This is a genomic window from Brotaphodocola sp. (assembly GCF_050873365.1).
Taxonomy (GTDB): Bacteria; Bacillota; Clostridia; order Lachnospirales; family Lachnospiraceae; genus Brotaphodocola.
Genome location: NZ_JBNMIQ010000022.1, coordinates 25,287 through 44,818, shown reverse-complemented (window position 1 = coordinate 44,818; position 19,532 = coordinate 25,287). Strand labels below are relative to the sequence as shown.

14 protein-coding genes are annotated in these 19,532 nt (G+C 49.9%); 2 read left to right on the top strand and 12 right to left on the bottom strand.

Annotated features, from left to right (window positions below; genetic code table 11):
• Nucleotides 1-5 precede the first annotated feature (5 nt).
• Nucleotides 6-3,875 carry a DNA-directed RNA polymerase subunit beta gene (locus tag ACR0QT_RS10625; RefSeq protein ID WP_432630759.1) on the bottom strand — a complete coding sequence of 1,290 codons (3,870 nt, stop codon included), beginning with the start codon at nucleotides 3,873-3,875 and terminating at the stop codon, nucleotides 6-8.
• 225 nt (nucleotides 3,876-4,100) lie between these two features.
• Between ACR0QT_RS10625 and ACR0QT_RS10620 the strand changes: the two genes are divergently transcribed.
• Nucleotides 4,101-4,568, top strand: a complete 468-nt coding sequence (locus ACR0QT_RS10620) for a hypothetical protein (RefSeq protein ID WP_177978027.1) — start codon at nucleotides 4,101-4,103, stop codon at nucleotides 4,566-4,568.
• A gap of 453 nt (nucleotides 4,569-5,021) precedes the next feature.
• On the opposite strand, the gene ACR0QT_RS10615 is transcribed toward ACR0QT_RS10620, so the two are convergent.
• From ACR0QT_RS10615 to ACR0QT_RS10590, 6 genes are all read right to left on the bottom strand, one after another.
• A complete protein-coding gene (locus tag ACR0QT_RS10615; protein WP_432630758.1) occupies nucleotides 5,022-6,389 on the bottom strand; it encodes an amidohydrolase in 1,368 nt (455 codons plus the stop codon).
• A 117-nt stretch (nucleotides 6,390-6,506) separates the two neighbouring features.
• On the bottom strand, nucleotides 6,507-7,199 hold the full coding sequence (locus ACR0QT_RS10610; RefSeq protein WP_432630757.1) for a hypothetical protein: 693 nt from the start codon (nucleotides 7,197-7,199) through the stop codon (nucleotides 6,507-6,509).
• A gap of 113 nt (nucleotides 7,200-7,312) precedes the next feature.
• Entirely contained in the window at nucleotides 7,313-8,011 is a 699-nt protein-coding gene (locus tag ACR0QT_RS10605) for a DUF5058 family protein (RefSeq protein WP_432630756.1), read from the bottom strand.
• Between the two features lie 181 nt (nucleotides 8,012-8,192).
• The gene (locus ACR0QT_RS10600; RefSeq protein WP_432630755.1) at nucleotides 8,193-8,642 is read right to left on the bottom strand and encodes a DUF1934 domain-containing protein; all 450 of its coding nucleotides are present in this window, start codon (nucleotides 8,640-8,642) and stop codon (nucleotides 8,193-8,195) included.
• A gap of 12 nt (nucleotides 8,643-8,654) precedes the next feature.
• The gene (gene murI / locus ACR0QT_RS10595) at nucleotides 8,655-9,521 is read right to left on the bottom strand and encodes a glutamate racemase (RefSeq protein WP_432630754.1); all 867 of its coding nucleotides are present in this window, start codon (nucleotides 9,519-9,521) and stop codon (nucleotides 8,655-8,657) included.
• Between the two features lie 18 nt (nucleotides 9,522-9,539).
• Nucleotides 9,540-10,598 (bottom strand): D-alanine--D-alanine ligase family protein, encoded by a 1,059-nt coding sequence (locus ACR0QT_RS10590; protein WP_432630753.1) that lies wholly within the window; start codon nucleotides 10,596-10,598, stop codon nucleotides 9,540-9,542.
• Between the two features lie 244 nt (nucleotides 10,599-10,842).
• On the opposite strand from ACR0QT_RS10590, the gene ACR0QT_RS10585 reads away from it, so the two are divergent.
• Nucleotides 10,843-11,487 carry a stage II sporulation protein R gene (locus tag ACR0QT_RS10585; RefSeq protein WP_432630752.1) on the top strand — a complete coding sequence of 215 codons (645 nt, stop codon included), beginning with the start codon at nucleotides 10,843-10,845 and terminating at the stop codon, nucleotides 11,485-11,487.
• Between the two features lie 295 nt (nucleotides 11,488-11,782).
• On the opposite strand, the gene ACR0QT_RS10580 is transcribed toward ACR0QT_RS10585, so the two are convergent.
• From ACR0QT_RS10580 to ACR0QT_RS10560, 5 genes are all read right to left on the bottom strand, one after another.
• A complete protein-coding gene (locus ACR0QT_RS10580) occupies nucleotides 11,783-13,003 on the bottom strand; it encodes a TolC family protein (RefSeq protein ID WP_432630751.1) in 1,221 nt (406 codons plus the stop codon).
• 12 nt (nucleotides 13,004-13,015) lie between these two features.
• Nucleotides 13,016-14,182: a TolC family protein gene (locus ACR0QT_RS10575; RefSeq protein WP_432630750.1), complete on the bottom strand. Its 1,167-nt coding sequence runs from the start codon at nucleotides 14,180-14,182 to the stop codon at nucleotides 13,016-13,018.
• A 126-nt stretch (nucleotides 14,183-14,308) separates the two neighbouring features.
• A complete protein-coding gene (locus tag ACR0QT_RS10570; protein ID WP_432630749.1) occupies nucleotides 14,309-14,953 on the bottom strand; it encodes a TetR family transcriptional regulator in 645 nt (214 codons plus the stop codon).
• Between the two features lie 16 nt (nucleotides 14,954-14,969).
• The gene (locus ACR0QT_RS10565) at nucleotides 14,970-18,023 is read right to left on the bottom strand and encodes an efflux RND transporter permease subunit (protein ID WP_432630748.1); all 3,054 of its coding nucleotides are present in this window, start codon (nucleotides 18,021-18,023) and stop codon (nucleotides 14,970-14,972) included.
• Nucleotides 18,020-19,183: an efflux RND transporter periplasmic adaptor subunit gene (locus ACR0QT_RS10560; protein ID WP_432630747.1), complete on the bottom strand. Its 1,164-nt coding sequence runs from the start codon at nucleotides 19,181-19,183 to the stop codon at nucleotides 18,020-18,022. The genes ACR0QT_RS10565 and ACR0QT_RS10560 overlap by 4 nt, the downstream gene beginning before the upstream one ends.
• Nucleotides 19,184-19,532 lie beyond the last annotated feature (349 nt).

Genomic DNA, 19,532 nt, shown 5'->3' with positions numbered 1-19,532 from the left:
TTCTGTTATTCTAATTCTGTGGAATCGTCAAAATCATCGCCATCTGTGTAGTCATCATGGGTATACGCGTCATCGTTCGCATCCTCGCCACCTACACTTACCAGTTCGTCGCCCTTGAACTCCTGCTTCTGGTAACCGTATTTGCCATAGGAATCCTCATCGTCCTTGTAACGATGATCTCCCTCGATAACGGAACGAAGATCGGTATCACCGTAGTCGATGTTCTCGCCGATTTCAACTTCACTGCCGTCCTCACGCAGTACACGTACATCCAGTCCGAGGGACTGCAGCTCTTTGAGCAGTACCTTGAAGGACTCCGGAACGCCCGGCTCAGGGATGTTCTCGCCCTTGATGATTGCCTCGTAAGTCTTAACACGACCTACAACATCATCGGACTTCACGGTCAGGATCTCCTGAAGGGTGTAGGATGCACCATATGCCTCAAGAGCCCAAACCTCCATCTCTCCGAAACGCTGTCCACCGAACTGTGCCTTACCACCCAGAGGCTGCTGAGTAACCAGAGAGTATGGGCCAGTGGAACGCGCATGGATCTTATCGTCAACCAGGTGATGCAGTTTCAGGTAATGCATGTGTCCGATTGTTACCGGGCTGTCGAAGTACTCACCGGTACGTCCATCACGCAGTCTTACCTTACCATCTCTTCTGAGCGGAACGCCCTTCCAGAGCTCTCTGTGCTCCAGATGAGATCCGAGGTAATCCATCACTTCTGGTTTCAGGGTATCTTTATATTTCTCCTGGAAATCTTCCCAAGAGGAATTTACGTAATCATTTGCGACATCAAGGGTATCCATGATGTCAACCTCGTTTGCACCGTCGAATACCGGCGTTGCAATGTTGAAGCCGAGTGCCTTAGCAGCAAGGCTTAAGTGAATCTCCAGGACCTGTCCGATATTCATTCGAGACGGCACGCCCAGAGGATTCAGTACGATATCAAGCGGACGACCATTCGGCAGGAACGGCATATCCTCTACCGGAAGAACGCGGGAAACGACACCCTTGTTACCATGACGTCCTGCCATCTTATCGCCGACAGAAATCTTACGCTTCTGAGCGATGTAGATGCGAACCGTCTGGTTTACGCCAGGAGCCAGCTCGTCGCCGTTCTCTCTCGTAAATACCTTTGCGTCTACGATGATACCATATGCACCGTGCGGTACTTTCAGGGAGGTATCACGAACCTCTCTTGCCTTCTCACCGAAGATTGCACGGAGCAGGCGCTCCTCAGCAGTCAGCTCAGTCTCACCCTTCGGGGTAACCTTACCAACCAGGATATCTCCGGCGCGAACCTCTGCACCGATACGGATAATTCCACGCTCATCCAGATCCTTCAGAGCGTCGTCGCCGACACCCGGAACGTCACGGGTGATCTCTTCCGGTCCGAGCTTGGTGTCACGAGCCTCTGCCTCGTACTCCTCGATATGAACGGAAGTGTATACATCCTCCTGAACAAGACGCTCAGACAGAAGAACTGCATCCTCGTAGTTGTAACCTTCCCAGGTCATGAATCCGATCAGCGGGTTCTTACCAAGTGCGATCTCACCGTTCTTTGTGGACGGACCATCTGCGATGACCTCGCCAACCTCAACGTGATCGTTCTTGTATACGATCGGCTTCTGGTTGTAGCAGTTGGACTGGTTGCTTCTCTTGAACTTCGTCAGATGATATACATCACGGTTGCCGTTGTCATCACGGCGAATGATGATCTCATTGGAAGCAGAGCGCTCTACCACGCCGGCATGCTTTGCGACAACGCAGACACCGGAGTCAACTGCTGCCTTTGCCTCGATACCGGTACCAACAGCCGGAGCCTCGGTGGTCAGAAGCGGAACGGCCTGACGCTGCATGTTCGATCCCATCAGAGCACGGTTTGCATCGTCGTTCTGAAGGAACGGAATCATGGAAGTTGCCACGGAGAATACCATCTTCGGGGATACATCCATCAGGTCTACGTTCTTCTTTAAGAACTCGGAAGTCTCCTCGCGGAAACGACCGGAAACGTTATTGTTTACAAAATAGCCATTCTCATCGAGAGGGGTATTTGCCTGTGCTACGATGAAGTTATCCTCCTCGTCAGCGGTCAGGTAAACAACCTCGTCGGTTACGCGCGGTCCGTTCGGATCGTTCTTGTCAACGATTCTGTACGGAGCCTCGATGAAGCCGTACTGGTTTACACGAGCGTAGGTTGCCAGAGAGTTGATCAGACCGATGTTCGGTCCCTCAGGAGTCTCGATCGGGCACATACGACCGTAGTGCGTGTAGTGTACATCTCGTACCTCGAATCCGGCACGGTCTCTTGACAGACCGCCAGGTCCCAGTGCGGAGAGACGACGCTTATGAGTCAGCTCGGAAAGCGGGTTGTTCTGATCCATGAACTGAGACAGCTGAGAACTTCCGAAGAACTCCTTAACTGCTGCGGTCACCGGCTTGATGTTGATCAGAGACTGCGGTGTAATGCCGTCCATATCCTGAGTCGTCATACGCTCGCGAACGACACGCTCCATACGGGACAGACCGATGCGGTACTGGTTCTGTAAGAGCTCGCCGACTGCACGGATACGACGGTTACCCAGGTGGTCGATATCATCTGCATTACCGATGCCACCCTCAAGATGCAGGTTGTAGTTGATCGAAGCGATGATGTCTTCCTTCGTGATGTGCTTCGGGATCAGCTCGCTCATGTTGCGATGGATCAGATCCTTGAGTGCATCCTGATCATCCCCAGCTTCTTCCAGAATAGTCTTTAATACTGGGTAATATACTAATTCTGTAACACCAACTTCAGCCGGATCGAAGTCTACATAAGCACCCAGATCTACCATCTGGTTGGACAGAACCTTGAAGTTTCTCTCCAGACCCTCGATCATAACAAACGGAACTGCGGAGTTCTGAAGGGTCTCTGCCAGCTCCTTGTCCACGGTGGTGCCAGCCTCTGCCAGTACCTCACCTGTGGTCATATCAACAACATCCTCTGCCAGCTTCTGACCCTTGATGCGGTTCTTGAAGTGGAGTTTCTTGTTGAATTTATATCTGCCGACTTTGGCCAGGTCATAACGGCGCGGGTCAAAGAACATGCTGTTTAACAGGCTTTCTGCACTATCAACGGATAACGGCTCGCCCGGACGGATCTTGCGGTAGAGTTCCAGCAGACCATCCTGATAGTTCTCGGAGGTATCTTTGCCGAAGCTAGCCTGCAGTTTAGGCTCATCGCCGAACAGCTCGAGAATCTCTGCGTTCGTACCGTAGCCCAACGCACGGATCAGCACGGTCACCGGTACCTTACGGGTACGGTCCACGCGCACATAGAAGATATCATTGGAATCAGTCTCGTACTCCAGCCATGCTCCACGGTTCGGGATTACCGTACAGCTGTACAGCTCCTTACCGATCTTATCATGTCCAATGCCATAATAGATGCCCGGGGAACGCACCAGCTGGCTGACGATAACACGCTCTGCACCGTTGATGACGAAAGATCCGGTGTCAGTCATGAGCGGAAGATCGCCCATGAAAATCTCGTGCTCATTGATCTCTTCTTTATCTTTATTGTAGAGTCTTACTTTCACCTTTAACGGTGCTGCGTAAGTAGCGTCGCGTTCCTTGCACTCCTCTATGGTGTACTTGACCTCATCCTTACATAAAGTAAAATCTACGAATTCCAGGCTCAAATGACCTGCAAAGTCGGAGATTGGGGAGATATCTTCAAATACTTCTTTCAGGCCTTCATTGAGGAACCACTGATAGGAGTCTTTTTGAATCTCAATCAGGTTTGGCATCTCAAGAACTTCTTTCTGTCTTGAGAAGCTCATTCTAACGCTTTTCCCGGATGTGACCGGACGCATTCTGCTTTTCTCCATTGACGTTTCACCCCTGTTTTCTAATCGATATTCTAAAGCATTCTCAGGGCGCAAAAGGCCCATAATGCCACAATAGTGCACACTCCATAATATCATAGCCATGTCAAGGTGTCAAGTTTTTTATGCACAAAAATTTCAGGAAATCTTGCATTTTATTTGCAAAAATGATATACTAATGGAACAAGTCTGTCCTAATACAGAAAGAATTTACTGGAGGTAGCCCCCATGTGGTCGATTGTATTCAATGTGTTACTGGTGATTCTGGTCATCATGGCCATCGCTCTCGGTGTGCTGTATTTCTTTGGCCGGAAGCTGGAAAAGAAACAGGTAGAACAGCAGCAGATGCTGGAAGCTGCAAAACAGACCGTGTCGATGCTGATTGTTGATAAGAAGAAAATGAAAATCAAGGATGCTGTGGAAGCTGGTCTTCCGAAACAGGTTCTTGAGCAGACTCCTTCCTATATGCGCTGGGCAAAACTGCCGGTTGTAAAGGCTAAGATCGGACCGCGTATGATGACGATGATCGCAGATGAGCGGGTATTCGAGATTCTTCCGGTTAAGGTGGAAGCAAAGGTTGTGATCAGCGGAATCTATATTTCCGAGATCAAGAGCGTTCGCGGTGGCGTGCTCCCGAAACCGCAGAAGAAGAAAGGCTTCTTCGCACGTTTCAAAAAAGACAAGAACGAGAAATAATCATTTCAGGACAGAAACAAGACTCCCGATCGATTTGGCTGGATGCCGAATTGGTCGGGAGTTTTTTCAGTTCTATTGCAGTTCTATGAGCTTTCTTTTCCTTTGCTCTTCATGATGTAATGATGTAATTATCTTGCAACATCCGACAGCGCACATCATGTGCTTTCTATGCTCTTTCTACATTCTTTCTACACTTCTCTTACACTTTTCTTGCGCTCCTCATGCGGGTAAAGTCATGCAAACGCGCTCTCGCTCCGGGTTCGACGTAACGGTGCATAAGATCGCAAAATACGCGATCTAAACACCGACGTCTCACACGGGTTTGCCTGATCTTTCCCGCTTCGGAGCGCTTCAAGATACATCCATGCAAAAGTAAAAAGCACTATAAAAAATTACACTTACAGATCAACTTCATTTTCATGGTTTAACAAAAGCATTTACTGTTATGTATCATTACTCCTCATACATCGGCTCGTATGGCTCGCGGTCCTGGGAATCGAATTCCTCGCGGATCTTTGCGCGAAGCTCCGGCTTGGTGAAGAGGTCGTAGGCTGTGCCTGCAAAGACTTTCGCCGCATAAAATGCGCCCTTCTGTCCGATCGTGCTTCCGGCGGAAGCACAACTCTGCCAGGTGTGCGGTCCGACGCCGACCGGCCAGCATGCGGTCGTAAAGAAGTTCATCGGCATGATCTGGCTGACATCTCCGGTGTCGGAGGAAGCTGTGAGCGGTGCTTTCTCCCACGCATCTCTTGATACAATGCCCTCGGAGAGGACTTTCTCTTTTGCCTCGTAGACTTTCTGGTCGTGTGCCTTGATTGCCGGGTCTACGGTATCCTGAAGACTCTTTGCAAATGCAAGCTCCTCCTCAGTGTATACAGGAGGCTCGATCTCGTTCATGTTCTCCCAGGTCAGATCCTCAAACGATTTCTCACCGAGCATATCACAGCAACCATACTCAATCTTGATATCAACCTCTGTCTCCGTCATCATTGCCGCGCCCTGTGCGACGAGACCGAGACGTCTGAGAATTTCTTTTACATCAGAGATGTGCGGAGCTCTTGTGAAATACCATGCGCTTGCCTTATCCGGCACGATGTTCGGGGCAAAACCGCCACTGTCCGTCGTGTAATGGATTCTCGCCTTGTCCATCACATGCTCTCTCAAGTAGTTTGCGCCGACGCTCGTCAGCTCTACTGCATCGAGGGCACTTCTTCCGCGCTCCGGTGCAAACGCCGCATGGGAGGTACGTCCCTTAAATTTGTATTTTACAGATGCACTTGCAAGATAGCCCTCATCACAGACCATGTTCGAGGACATCGGGTGCCAGCTGAGAGCCATGTCACAGCCGTCAAACATGTGATAGTATGCCATCTTTACTTTTCCGCTGAGAAGCTCTTCCTCCGGACAGCCATAGAAACGGATTGTTCCCGGAATTTTCTCTTTCTCAAGGAAACGGCGAATCGCAATCGCTCCGGTCACAGCACCTGCGCCGAGAAGATTGTGACCACAGCCATGTCCCGGCGCACCTGCCGTCATCGGTTCCTTCGTGATCTGACATTTCTGGGAAAGTCCCGGAAGTGCATCGTACTCACCGAGCACTGCGATCACCGGGCTTCCACTCCCATACTCCGCACAAAATGCATGCGGAAGATGTTCATTGTTCGTGATTGTAAAGCCCTCTTTCGTCAGAAGCTCCCGCATCAGGTCTGCCGAGCGCTTCTCATTTCCGCCCGTTTCCGGGTGATTCCAGAGATCCGTGCAAACGTTTGTGCACATCGCCTCGAGATCTTTCATCTGATCCAGCATTTCTTTCTTGCTCATCTTACCTCGCTCCTTTTCAATTTTCTAACCACTCTCAGTTTTCTTTCAAATTGACAATGATCTTTGTTTCTCATTATCGCTCATCTAGCCTAAGATTTCAATGATTCATATTCTAGGTTAATGATCTGCCTGCTTCTTGTAAGTTGCAAGTGTCACACCGATTGCGACAAAGACGCTCGCCAGCGTTCCGAGATAATTTGCTGCACCCGGAAGCCATGCAAAGATTCCTGCCTTGATTGCCACATAGATCAGAATCGAGAAAATCAGGATTCCGCTTGCAAATCCGGCTTTGCGGATTCCAAACTGCATCAGAAGGGCTCCGAAAAGAGCCGGAAGCAGATAGTTCAGTGCCTCGATGACTCCTGCCGGCATTTTAGCAAGAACCGAGCTTCCAAGAATGACACCGATCGTGAGGACGGAGACGTTGATGATGATCGAGGTTGCCATACCGAGAATCGAGATCACAGATCCCTTCTCCGTTCCCGGTTCTACACCCGAAGCAATCTGTGCCATGCTCGCACACGGAACTCTCATGTTCGAGATGTTTCCGGACAGGAATGCCATGTAAGTTCCGATCGGACCGAGCACCGTAAAGTAGGAGATCGGCTCCACAATCCACAGAAATCCAAATGCACTCGCCGCTGCGATGAATGCGGTCAGAAGCGCTGCCGGATCTGGAAGCAGTCCGTATACCACCGCAAGCATCACTGCCGGAAGAAACGAGCAGACGACACCGAGAAATCCGGTGACTTTTCCGATTCTGTGCATCTTTGGCATATATTCATTCTCATAAAAATCATTTTTTCCCATTGTCCATTCCTCCATCAAATTCACATAGATTTGAAATTCCTAAATCCATCAAACACCACAGCCAACCCATAACGCATATACACGCATTTTTTTGCGAATCATCTAAAAACTGGTTACGGAAGCAGTGCGGTGATGATCATCGCAGACAGAATCGCAATCGTCAGATTCCATTCCTTGAGCCATCTCATGTTTTCTTTCTCTGATAATTTCAGAAGAACTGCCATGAAAACAGCTCCGAGCACACAGGCAATCGAATATTTATTCAATTTGATCAGGTGAGAAGCGGACATCGAGCTGAATGCACCGATGATTGCCGCTGTGGAGATCGCCATCAGCTTTGCCGGATCACCGCCTGAAATCTTGTGCTGTACCTTGTCCATGCGGTTTGCGGAAATCGTTGCAAAGATAATCCAGCCGATTGAGCCGAGCACCATCGTCCACACTGCCATATCGAGTGCAAGCGGAGTCATCGGGTCAGCACCGAGCTGAACGCCAACAGAGGAAGTTCCAAATCCCGCTGCGATCGACTCAAACATAACCGAACCGATCAGGGAGAGTCTCATCCACGCCATCGGCGCTCCGACTGTAATCAGAAGAGAAAGCATTCCGCTCAAAATAACAATTGACGGACCAATCGATGTCGTCGCACTGCTCCTGACAGCGTGCTTCATCTGCTGGTCCGTCAACCCAATCTTCTCTCCTGCTTTCCACGCACTTCTCGCAAAGATAACCGCCTGCGCAAGCACCAGTACGACCGGAATTCCACATGCAATCCACATCGGAATTCCATTTGCAATCTTCATAGCATCCATACTCAACTACCTCCTGTACCTTGATTTTTTACAATAGATTTTTCTTTGAAACGCATCCATGAACCTAACCGGTCACTGGCGTTTCATAGGTATAAAAGTATAAAAAAAGCGAAGTTGCCCTCCTCAAGGCATCTTCGCTTCTGAGCGTAATCATAGCAATATTTTTTTTATTTGTCAATAATCACTCTTCCATCAACTGCAAATCTGCGCCGACACGCGGGCAGACATCGACCGTGATCTGGCAGTCTGAGACATGCTCATAATTGATATCCAGAGAATAGTCGATCGCCACATGGAGGTGCTCCTCTTCCCATTCCTGCTCAATCTTATTTGTCGTCAGCTGAACAAGCATCTCTCCCATCGGAGTCGCATAGCTCGTCGTGCTTCTCTCACCCTCCGCGAACGAGAGAACTGCCGTCGCCGCACCGGTCTTCTTTACCTCCATGCGGTTTTCCGAGATCTTGATTGTGTTTCGGATGCTCTCCTCAATCCCGTCAATCACCTCATCATAAAGGATATAATGTTTGCCGTTTTTCCAGAAATAATCTCCTGATGTGATGACTTCCACGTCATCATGCTCTCCATCGATCAGCTGAAGTCCGCTGATCCGCACCAGAACATCTCTTGTCATAATTCCTCCGTCCTAATACTCCTCGATGTTGATCTTTTGCGTCTCTTTCACCTCATCCGGAAGAATCGAGGTCGCAAAATCCGTAAATTTCTCCGCAAGGTCGCTGACATAGAACTGATACTTTTCCCCTTCAAGCGGATCTTCCGGATTCCGGTTCAGTCCATGCGCCTTCAGAAGTTCCTTCAACTCAATCGCCGTCTCATAGGCGGGATTGACGAGAGTCACCTCATCGCCGAGCAGACGGCGGAGCGTCGAACGCAAAAGCGGATAATGCGTACAACCCATCACAAGCGTGTCGATGTAACGACCCTTGAGCGGTGTCAGATAGCGGGATGCCATCTCATCGGTCACGGAATCGTGCCAGAGTCCCTCCTCGACGAGCGGAACAAAAAGCGGGCAGGCCTTTCCGGTCACCTCAATGTCCGGTCTCATCTCCTGCATCACCTTCGTGTAGACTCCGCTTCTGACGGTTGCCTCGGTTCCGATCACACCGATCTTTCCATTGCGCGTCGCAGAAACTGCTGCCCGCGCACCTGCATTGACCACGCCGATGATCGGGATATCTGATTCTTTCGCCACGGTCTCAAGCGCATACGCACTCGCCGTGTTGCAGGCAATCACGATCGCCTTGACTCCCTTTGTCCGGAGAAAACGAATGATCTGACGGGAATAACGGACAATCGTGTCCTGAGACTTGCTTCCATACGGAACGCGTGCCGTATCTCCGAAATAGACAATGCGCTCCTCCGGGATCTGTCGCATGATCTCCCTCACAACCGTGAGACCGCCGATTCCGGAATCGAAGACGCCAACCGGCGCATTTCGCTCAATTCCAATCTGCTCAAGATCGCTCAAAATCTTCTTTTCCTCTGCTCCCATAGCTTCCACCACCGTCACTTATCGCTCAAATGCCAGCTGAATCAGTCGCTCAATCAGCTCTGTCTTCGGAATGCCAGCTGCCTCCCAGAGCATCGGATACATGCTGATCGCCGTAAAGCCCGGAAGGGTATTGATCTCATTGAAGATCACCTCGCCGTCTGCGGTCACAAAGAAGTCTACGCGCGCAAGACCGTAACCGTCCACAGCGTTGAAGATCTTCTCTGCGGAAGCCTTGACGCGAGCACTCGCATCCCCCGGAAGCTCCGGACCTATAACGGTTCTCGACTCCTGGTTGTAGTACTTTGCATCGAAATCATAGAAATCTGCCGCTGCCAGAACCTCACCGACTACGGAAGACTTCACCGGCTTCGTGCCTCCACCGAGAACAGCACACTCGATCTCACGTCCAACAATCGTCTCCTCAACAAGGATCTTGCGGTCGTGATGACTTGCCTCTTTCAGTCCTGCGATCAGCTCCTCACGGTTTTCTGCCTTGGAAACGCCCTTTGAAGAGCCAGCATTTGACGGCTTGATAAATACCGGATAAGCAAAACGATCTTCCACACGGCGCACAACACTGTCGAGATCCTTCTCCATCTTCCAGCGCATTACCGGAATGTAAGCTGCCTGACGGATGCCGAGATCGTCAACGATGATCTTTGTATACAATTTATCCATCGAAACGGCTGATGCCAGAACGCCACATCCCACATACGGAATCTTTGCAAGCTCAAACAGACCCTGAACCGTTCCATCCTCGCCGTAGAGACCGTGCAGAACCGGGAATGCCACATCGATATGCTCTTCCCAAGTCTTGTCACCCTCCTGGAACAGAACGCACTGCTTCGTCGCATCCGGAAGCAGGAACGCACTTACCTTGCCATCTCTCCATGCGCCGGAACGAATCTCCTCAACAGAATCCGTCTTCACCCAATGTCCCTCTTCGGTAATACCAATCAGAATCAGGTCATACTTGGTCTGATCTATCAGTTCAATCACATTTCCTGCGGACATGCAGGATACCTCATGCTCAGAAGACTGTCCTCCAAACAGAACTGCGATTTTTTTCTTATTCATCTCTCTTTTCCTCCTGGAAATATACTCATACTCACTCCGATCCCGATTCCCCATCGTTTTCTTCCAATTGTGTCTTCCTAATTTCTTCGATTTCGTTTCCGTGAAAGACAAGTCAGGGAAAATATGGGATCTGACTGCGTTGAATCTGATTAATTATATCATATTTGTCAATACTTCAAAACAAGAATCATAAGACGCATCAAAAATGAAACAAATAGGAACTTTAACAGAAAGGAAGATTTTTTTGAAAAAGTCATTTTGCTCCACCCATCCCTATTTTCCGGGACTTCTCACCGTGATTCTTTTCGTCTTTCTGCTCTGCCTGACCGCGCTCCAGAACCAGCGGGAATCGCTTGCCACCCACATTGCCCCTTCCATTCTGCGCTTTCATGTGCTTGCGGACAGCGACCGCGAGGAAGACCAGAGCGTCAAACTCGAAGTCCGCAGTCTGATCCTCGATTTAATCAAAGAAAATCTCCCCAAACACGCTGACAAGCAGGAAACGATTCAATGGATTCTCTCCTCCAAACCATTTATTGAACAGACTACGGACGCCTACCTCGCTGAACACGGCTTTTCCTACCAGTCCAACCTCTCCCTCGAGCACACCTACTTTCCAACCCGGACTTACGACCGCCTCGTTTTTCCCTGCGGAACTTACGATGCCATTCGCCTCATCCTCGGAAGTGGACAAGGTCACAACTGGTGGTGCGTCCTCTACCCTGCGTTCTGTTTCACCGACGAGGTCTGCAAACCACTCTCCGCCGAAGAACTCGCCAAGCTGAAATCTGTGATCAAAAAAGACGATTACCCCGCTCTCGTGGATAATCGTCCTGATCTGGAAGTTCTTTTTCCGCTATTTCTCTCTCGTATCGTTAATTCCAAGTGAACTACTCAGTCATTGAATGGCTGATGATTCCCTCTTAGACATCTAAAAAAATACCAGAATGTAGGCGGGCGTCTTGGCGGGAATGTCCATGCAAACCCGTTTGGGCCGTCAGTGCTTAGGTCGCGTACTTTACGACCTTATGCACTGCTACGCCCCCAACTCGGAGCAAGAGCGAGTTTGCAGGGATTTCTCCCGCCCAAAGACGCCCCTCACCCATCAACTCTATACTCTCATCTCCCAGTTTTCGCCTCATCAACTCTCGCCCTTCATCCTTTTATTGATCTCATCGAAAACCTTAATCCGGATTCACAAGTCCGGTGACTGCCCACTGATACGTCTCAATCGCCTGGCGCAGAGCCGTATCCGCATTCTCGTAGGAAGCCTCCTTGCTGTAATAGCTGAGCATTCCTCCCAGATACTGCGTCTCCGACATCATCCCGAGTTCTTTCATCTTTGCGTAGCTGTCCGCGCTCTTTTTTGCTGACTCGAAGCCATCTTTTGCGGCCTCATAAGCGACCAGCTTCGCCTGCACATCATTGTAGAGTTCCTGCATCTTGATCGTCATCTTCTCATCGCTCTCATTGATCGCGTTGAGACGCGCGGTATCACCTGCATAGGTATTTGCAGAGGCAGAACGGCGCAACTGCTGAAGCTGGGTATTATTTCCGATCGCCTTTCTCGTGTCCTCCTCGAGATTCATCTGATCAATCTTTGAGGTATCCACAGACGGAATCGACGCAATCTGCGGGGTCGCATCTGCCGGCCATCCGGTCATCGTGCAGATCTTCGGAAGGATCTGGGTGAGTGCACTGTCAATCGTCTCAATATTCGACTGCGCCGTCAGCTGATTCTTCTGTGCTGTCAGCACATCGGTCGCCGTCGCCATTCCGAGTTCCTGCTGTTTGAGCGCAAGCGCGTACTGGCGATCATAGAGTTCCTTCATATGAACCAGAACAGCGCGCTGTTTTGAGAGGGAATCATAGGAGATGATTGCAGACTGCGCATACATCGTGATCTGCTTCTCCGCCTTCTCAAGCTGAATCAAATTGCTCTTGCTGAGCGGATTGACTGCTGCCGAACTCATCGCCTTGATCACGACATTCAGCACAGTTTTCTGAATCGTGCTGTTGATGACTGCCGAGAGATCCCCGTCATCTTTCGCATTGTCAAGACGGTCGGACGCCTTTCGTCTCGCACTCTGGAGTTCCTCGAGGTTGTTTGCGAGATCCTGTCTCGTCTCGTCGAGATTGTCCCACTGCGTTCTCATCGTCGTGTTGAACTCATGGATCAGGCTCGGAACCTCATCATACTCGATCACATCATCAGTCAACTTCGCCCAGGTCGCATCATCATATCCGGAGTTCACACGGTCACTCAACGGACCCGCTCCCGCCCATGCCTGAGTCGGAAATGCAACTGCCGTCGAAGTGCCAAGAACTGCCGTGGCGAGCATGACCGTCAGCAGACGAGAAAAACTGCGTTTTGCATTCTCTCTTCTTGTTTTTATTCTTCTCATGCCCTCACCGCCTTACGTTCCTGCTAAACCGTTGATCGTCCACTCATAATTCTGAATCGCCTGAAACAGTTTGTAGCGGTTGATCTGCACCGTCAGTTCTGCGGTCTCCGTCGTATTCTGCTGAGTCTTCAGGGACAGGTTGTCGAGCTGACCCGTCTGTGCCTTTCTCTGTGCAATCTGAAGGTTCTGCTGTTCAAGCGTTGCCTGAGTTACAGAGAGATCGTAAGCGGTCTTTGCGGAAAGTACAGACTGATAACTGCTGTTCACAGAAGCCACAATCGCGCGCTCATTATCCGCAACCGTCGTCGTCAGATCATCTTTCTTATCCTGACTTCTCGCATTCGAGAGCTGACGCTTGTTGATCAAAAGCGTATAGTTGTTCTCAAGTGCTTTATCCTTATCGACTGACGGATTCATCTCGGTGATTCGTGCATTGTCGACATCCGGAATCGGACCGATCTCCGGATTTGCATTTGCTGACCATCCGAGCATTACCTGAAGTTTCTGTCTTCCGGTATCAATTGCAGACTGGTCATTGATCAGTGCCTGATCGGTACTGCGAAGAGACTCACGCGCACTCAGAACCTCAATGTCCGTTGCCATGCCCGCATTGCGTTTCGCCTCAACCGCCTGATAATTCTCCTGTGCGAGTTCCTTCGCCTTCTGATCAACCTGAAGCTGGATCTGATTCTGATACCAGCTGATCATCTCACTCTGCGCGCTCTGCACAATGCCTGCCTCAGTCTGGCAGTTCGTCATGTACTTGACATAGCTGTCCTCAAGTGCGTCGTCCGCCTTTTCCTCATACGTCTTTGCGGTCTGGTTGTTGTTGATGATCTGTGCCATCATCGAACCGTAGTTGGAATCATCGACATCCGGATAGGAAAGTGCATCTCGCAGATCAGCCGCCAGTTTGCGATACTCATCTGCGACATCTTCCTTTGTATCTCCGTACTTTTTGCGGAACTCATTGTAATCAATCTGATCTTTCTGAACTGTCGCATTGTACTCGTGCACAAGACCGGCAAGCTCTGAATACTCGATCTTGTCATCCCGCAACTGCGCCCACTCCTCTGCGGTCCGGGAAAACTCCGGACTTGAGGCGTATGCCACTAAGGGGGCGGACACCGCCAGGACACCGGCGATGCCGGCCGGAAGAATATATCGTAATAATCTCATTTTTCTCTCCTTATCATGTTGGTGGGTAAGGTTTTGGTATCTGGTTTTCATAATGTGATTCGTGTTACTGATTTTAGTATAACACCGAAACCTTACCCTTTCCGCACCCGTTTCATTACGGTTTTATTACACTTCGTGAAAAGGACGCTCTTTCAGCACACCATACTTGAGAATATCAAGCTGTTTGTGGAACATCGCTCTCACAAATTCCAGGGAATCCGGATTCTCATAGTACTGCTTGATCGCAAGCAGAATCACGGTCATCCCAAGAGGCATCAGTGCCGAGAAATCCTCGACGGTCTCCACACGCAGTTGATTTTTATCAACCAGGCTGAAAAACCACGCTGACGGACTATCTTCTGATGCCATGTTGCAAGGTCTCGACCAGTCTTTAAAACCGACTCCCTGAATATTTTCCTGATACGAGAAGAGATTCTTTGCCATATGAAGCAGACCGTCCGTCTCCTGAAGCGTCCGCACAAAATACTCAAACATCTGATCGAGAAGGGCAAAGTAATCTCCGCCACTTCTCTTGATCTCTCTCTCACAGAACTCCTGCAATTCCCGTCTCATGTCCTCGAGCAAGAACTGCACGACATCTGATTTATCTTCAAAATAGGTATAAAAACTTCCTCTTGAAATCCCTGCATTATGAATAATCTGATTGATGGATGCTTTTTCAAAAGGAACTCTCGCAAATTCCTTCATTGCGGCCGCCCGGATCACAGCCTTTTTCTGCTCCGGAAGTCGCATAAATCTCTCTGTTGGCATCTTTTCTTTCCCTTTCTTAATCCGCCATCGGTTCTCCGTCTACCCACTTTCTTCCCAGCATGTATACAAACCGGTAGAATGTCGGCAGAAGGATCAGGGTCAGAATCGTCGAAGTTGTCAGACCGCCTACGTTTACGAGTGCCATACCCTGCATCATCGCACCGGCTTTACCGTATCCAAATGCGTTCGGGATCATCGAGATGATCGTTGTCAGCGTTGTCATGATCATCGGGCGAACACGGATCGCTCCTGCCTCAACGAGTACCTTGTCAAGCGGGGTTCCGCCTCCAATCATCTGGTTTACGGTATCCACATATAGGATACCATTGTTTACTACGGTACCGACAAGCATCAGGAATCCGAGCATCGAAGTCATACTGATCGTACTGTCTGCAAGGAACAGAAGACCGAACGAACCGATCATTGCAAACGGGATCGTCGCCATCACCATCAATGAGTATTTCGGGGACTCGAACTGGATTGCCATGACGATGAAGACAAGGAAGATACCGGTTCCAAGTGCTCCACCGAGGGCACCAAGCTCCTCACCCATCATCTCATCCATGCTGTTTTTCGCCATCTCGACATCTGCCGGCATGTTCCATTCGTTTCTCACATAGTCATTGACTGCCTGCTTTGCGGTCTTCTTCGCGTCAGCCTGAGGCTGCATCGTGATTGCTACCTGATACTGCTTATCTTTTCTCTTGATCTGCTGTGGGCTGTCCTGATAAGAAATCTCTGCGAGATCCTCAAGCGGAAGCGTTGCGCCCGTCGCCGTCGTGATCATCATGCCCTGAAGTTTGTCGATCGTGTCGTAACGGTCGGAAGCATACTCAACCTTTACATCGACATCCTCTCCGTTGATACGGATCGTCGATGCCTTCACACCACTCAGGTTCGAATAAATCACAGAACCGATGCTTGCCGGGGTCAGTCCTTCCGCCTCTGCGGTAACCGGGTCAACCTTTACCTTGATAACCGGAGCTGCATTCTCGATCGAGGAGTGTACCTGCATGACATCGTCGCGCTGTCTCAGTTCCTCAACAAGCTGATCGGCTGCCGATTTCAATGCATCGTAGTCCACGCTCTGAAGATCGACCTCGATCTGATCTCCGCTTGACATCGAGCTAGAAGAAGTCGAACTTCCGCTCTCCATCGAAACGGTGCAATCCTTATAATATGCGGTCTCATGTCTCCATTTATCCATAACCTCATCGGTTGAGAGCTTGCGGTCATCCTTCAGATATGCGGTCAGCGTTACATCCGAACTTGCTCCGACACTCAGTCCACTCGCTCCGTAAGTCAACAGATAGTGATCGACATCCTCATCGCTTGCGACGAGTTCCTCAAGACCCTTCACAGCATCATTGACTGCCTCGATCGTCAGACCCGGCTTTACCTGAATCGTCATGTCGACGATTCCCTCATCAGCGGATGCCATCAGATCCATGCCCAGACGGCTTGCCATCATAAATGCAAGAACGAGAAGGGCGATTGCAGAGATAAATACGGTCTTTGTCTTCGGAATCACGTTCGGCATCGTCTTGCGGTACCATGCCTGGAAATGCTTCAAAATCTGGTCAGCCGGAGCGGTCTCCTTTGCCTGCGGATGCCAGTGCAGATAGCACAGCGGTACGATCGTGACTGCGGAGAACAGAGATGCAATCAAGCTGAATACGATCGTGTAACCGAGCTGTTTGAACAGCTGTCCACTCATACCGGAAAGCAGTGCCAGCGGAATAAATACAACACAGGTCGTCGCCGTACCACCGATGATCGAACCGATCATCGTCTTTGTTCCCTCGATCGCTGCCTCATAGAAACTCGGCTTTTCTTCCTTTGCACGGAAACATCCGTCGAGAACGTTGATCGAGTTATCTACCATCATTCCGACACCGAGTACAAGGGATGTCAGCGAGATAACGTTCATCGAGAATCCCATCGCGTTCATACAGATCAGAGCGATCATAACAGAAACCGGGATCGAAGTACCTACGATGACGGAAGCACGAAGCTCTCCGTAGAAGATAAACAGGATAATCATCGAGAGGATGATTGCCATGATCATCGTCTGTGCTACGTTCTTAATGGAGCTTGTGATCATCTCACTGCTGTCGTTTACAACCGTAAACGTCATATCCGGATACTCAGCCTCAAGTTTTGTGATCTGCTTAAGTACCTGTTTTGATACGTCGATTGCCGTACTGCTCTGCTGTTTCTTGATGCCGACAGAGATAACATCCTGTCCATTGTAACGACCGATTGAGGAGGCATCCTCAAGCGCATCATAGACCTCTGCGACATCGGACAGATGAATCGTATCACCGCCTGCAAGCGGAAGCACGATGTTCTTGAGTTCCTCGGTACTGTCATAATCGTTGCCGACGCTGACATCGAGTTTCTGCTTTCCTACGGTTACATCACCGGCAGGAATCGTAAAGTCTGCGGCACCGACAAGCTGTGCCACGGTATTCATGCTCAGATGATACTGAGCCAGCTTCTCCGGGTCAAGCTGAATCCGCACATAGGACTGCTGACCACCGGAAATCGAAACCTCACCGACGGAGCTGAGCTTCTCAAACTCCGGCACGATGTTGTTGTCGACATAGGTATAAAGGTTTCCGCTCACATCTCCGCTGATTGCAAGAGAAATGACCGGCTGGGAGTTCATATCGAGCTCCACGATCGAAGGCGTGTTTGCGTCATCCGGCAGATCGCTCTGAATTCCGTCGATCGCCTTCTTTAAGTTGATGTATGCGGTATCCATGTTCGTGCCGTACTCATACTGAACCAGTACGATCGAAACATTTTCCTGAGAATAGGAAGTAACGGAATCTACGCTGTCGAGCGTCGAGATCGCGTCCTCTTCCTTCATCGTAATCAACTCATTGATATCATCCGGGCTCGCTCCGGCATAAACCGTTGCGATGATCAGCATCGGCATCTCCATCTCCGGAGTCAACTCTACTTTCGCCCCGAGCAGTGCCTGCAAGCCGAAAAACGCGAACGTAATCAGGCACAGGATAACTGTCACCGGACGGCGCAGAGAAAATTTTGTCAAATTAATCATTTCGCGCTCACCTCGCTGTCAGCTCCTGTCTCACTGTCTGCACTGCTCTCTGCGCTCTCCGCAGAAGACTCACTGGAAGAATCGGTAGAAGTTTCCGTGGAATCTGTTCCGTTGTCCAGAAGAACTTCCTGACCTGCTACAAGCTCATTGCTCCATGTCGTGATGATCTGATCCCCTGCATTCAATCCGGAAATCACCTGCATTCTTTCAGAATCATAGATACCGGTCTCAATCTCGGTCTTCTCTGCGATACCGTTGTTGTATACATAGACAAACGGAACGCCTGCATCGTAGTTGACTGCGTCAACCGGAACCGTCATCACGTCATCAGCGTGATCCATCACAACGGTGATCTTGACGCGGGTTCCATTGGAAAGGCTTCCGTCCTGCGGAAGAGATGCCTTCACATCGTAAAGACCTGTGGAACTGTTTACCATCGAACCGATCTCTGTGATGCTTCCCTCTCTCGTGCTTCCATTCTTCTCAACGGTCAGCGTATCGCCAAGGGACATGTTCTTCATCGTCTTCTCAGTTACACCGAACTTCACCTCGAGCTGATTCTGTCCGGAGATCTCGCAGATCGCAGTCTGGCTGTTCACATGATCGTGAAGCTCGACATTACGGCTCTCAATCACACCGTCCATCGGAGCGGTCACAGTCGTGTACTCGACCTGAAGATCATACTGATGCTTTGCAGAATCATAGGAGATCTGCGCGCTCTTTGCACCGTTCTGTGCCTGCTCAAGTGCCTGCTGAGACACAAATCCATCCACGGCAAGTGCCTGAGTACGAGCTAAGCTGTCATTTGCATTGTCGAGAGCGACCTTTGCGGCATCGACCTGAAGCTGAAGGGAAGTCAGAGCGTCCGAATCAATCTTGATTAACGGCTGTCCTGCCTTCACGGTATCTCCTGCCTGGAAATAAACCTCCAGAACCTCACCGCCCATCTTCGGAAGCACCGATGCTCGGGACTGGGGCTCCACGATACCGGTCACATCCGTGTACAATACAATATTTCCCTGCTGTGGCTGTTCCACTGCAACGGTCGGACGGTTCTCATACTCCACGACCGGCTCTTTCTTGAAAAAGCGGGTAAAAATCAATCCTCCGGCAAGAATCACCACGACTCCGCCAACAATCCACTTCATCTTTCCTTTCATTTCTCTTCCTTTTCCTTCCTTTTTGTTTGTCTCCGATTTCTGACACCTGTTTCTGATTGTTATGCGACTGTCCGCCGACAGATGCAATCTGACTCATGTTTTTCTGCCCGGTCTCTGTATTTCGTCAACGCTCACAGAGCACAGACTTGAACGCCGGAACCGGTCATCCATCACCTCACACGAGCACAGACTTTTGGTGACAATCTGTCACTCATTATAATGACAACTTGTCACTCTGTCAATAGGGGGATGGAAACTTTATACTTTTTTAACACTTTAAGAAATACTTGGTTTTTCTTTCCCAAAGTCGTTTTATTTATCTGATTTTATTATTAAATATCTTTGTTTT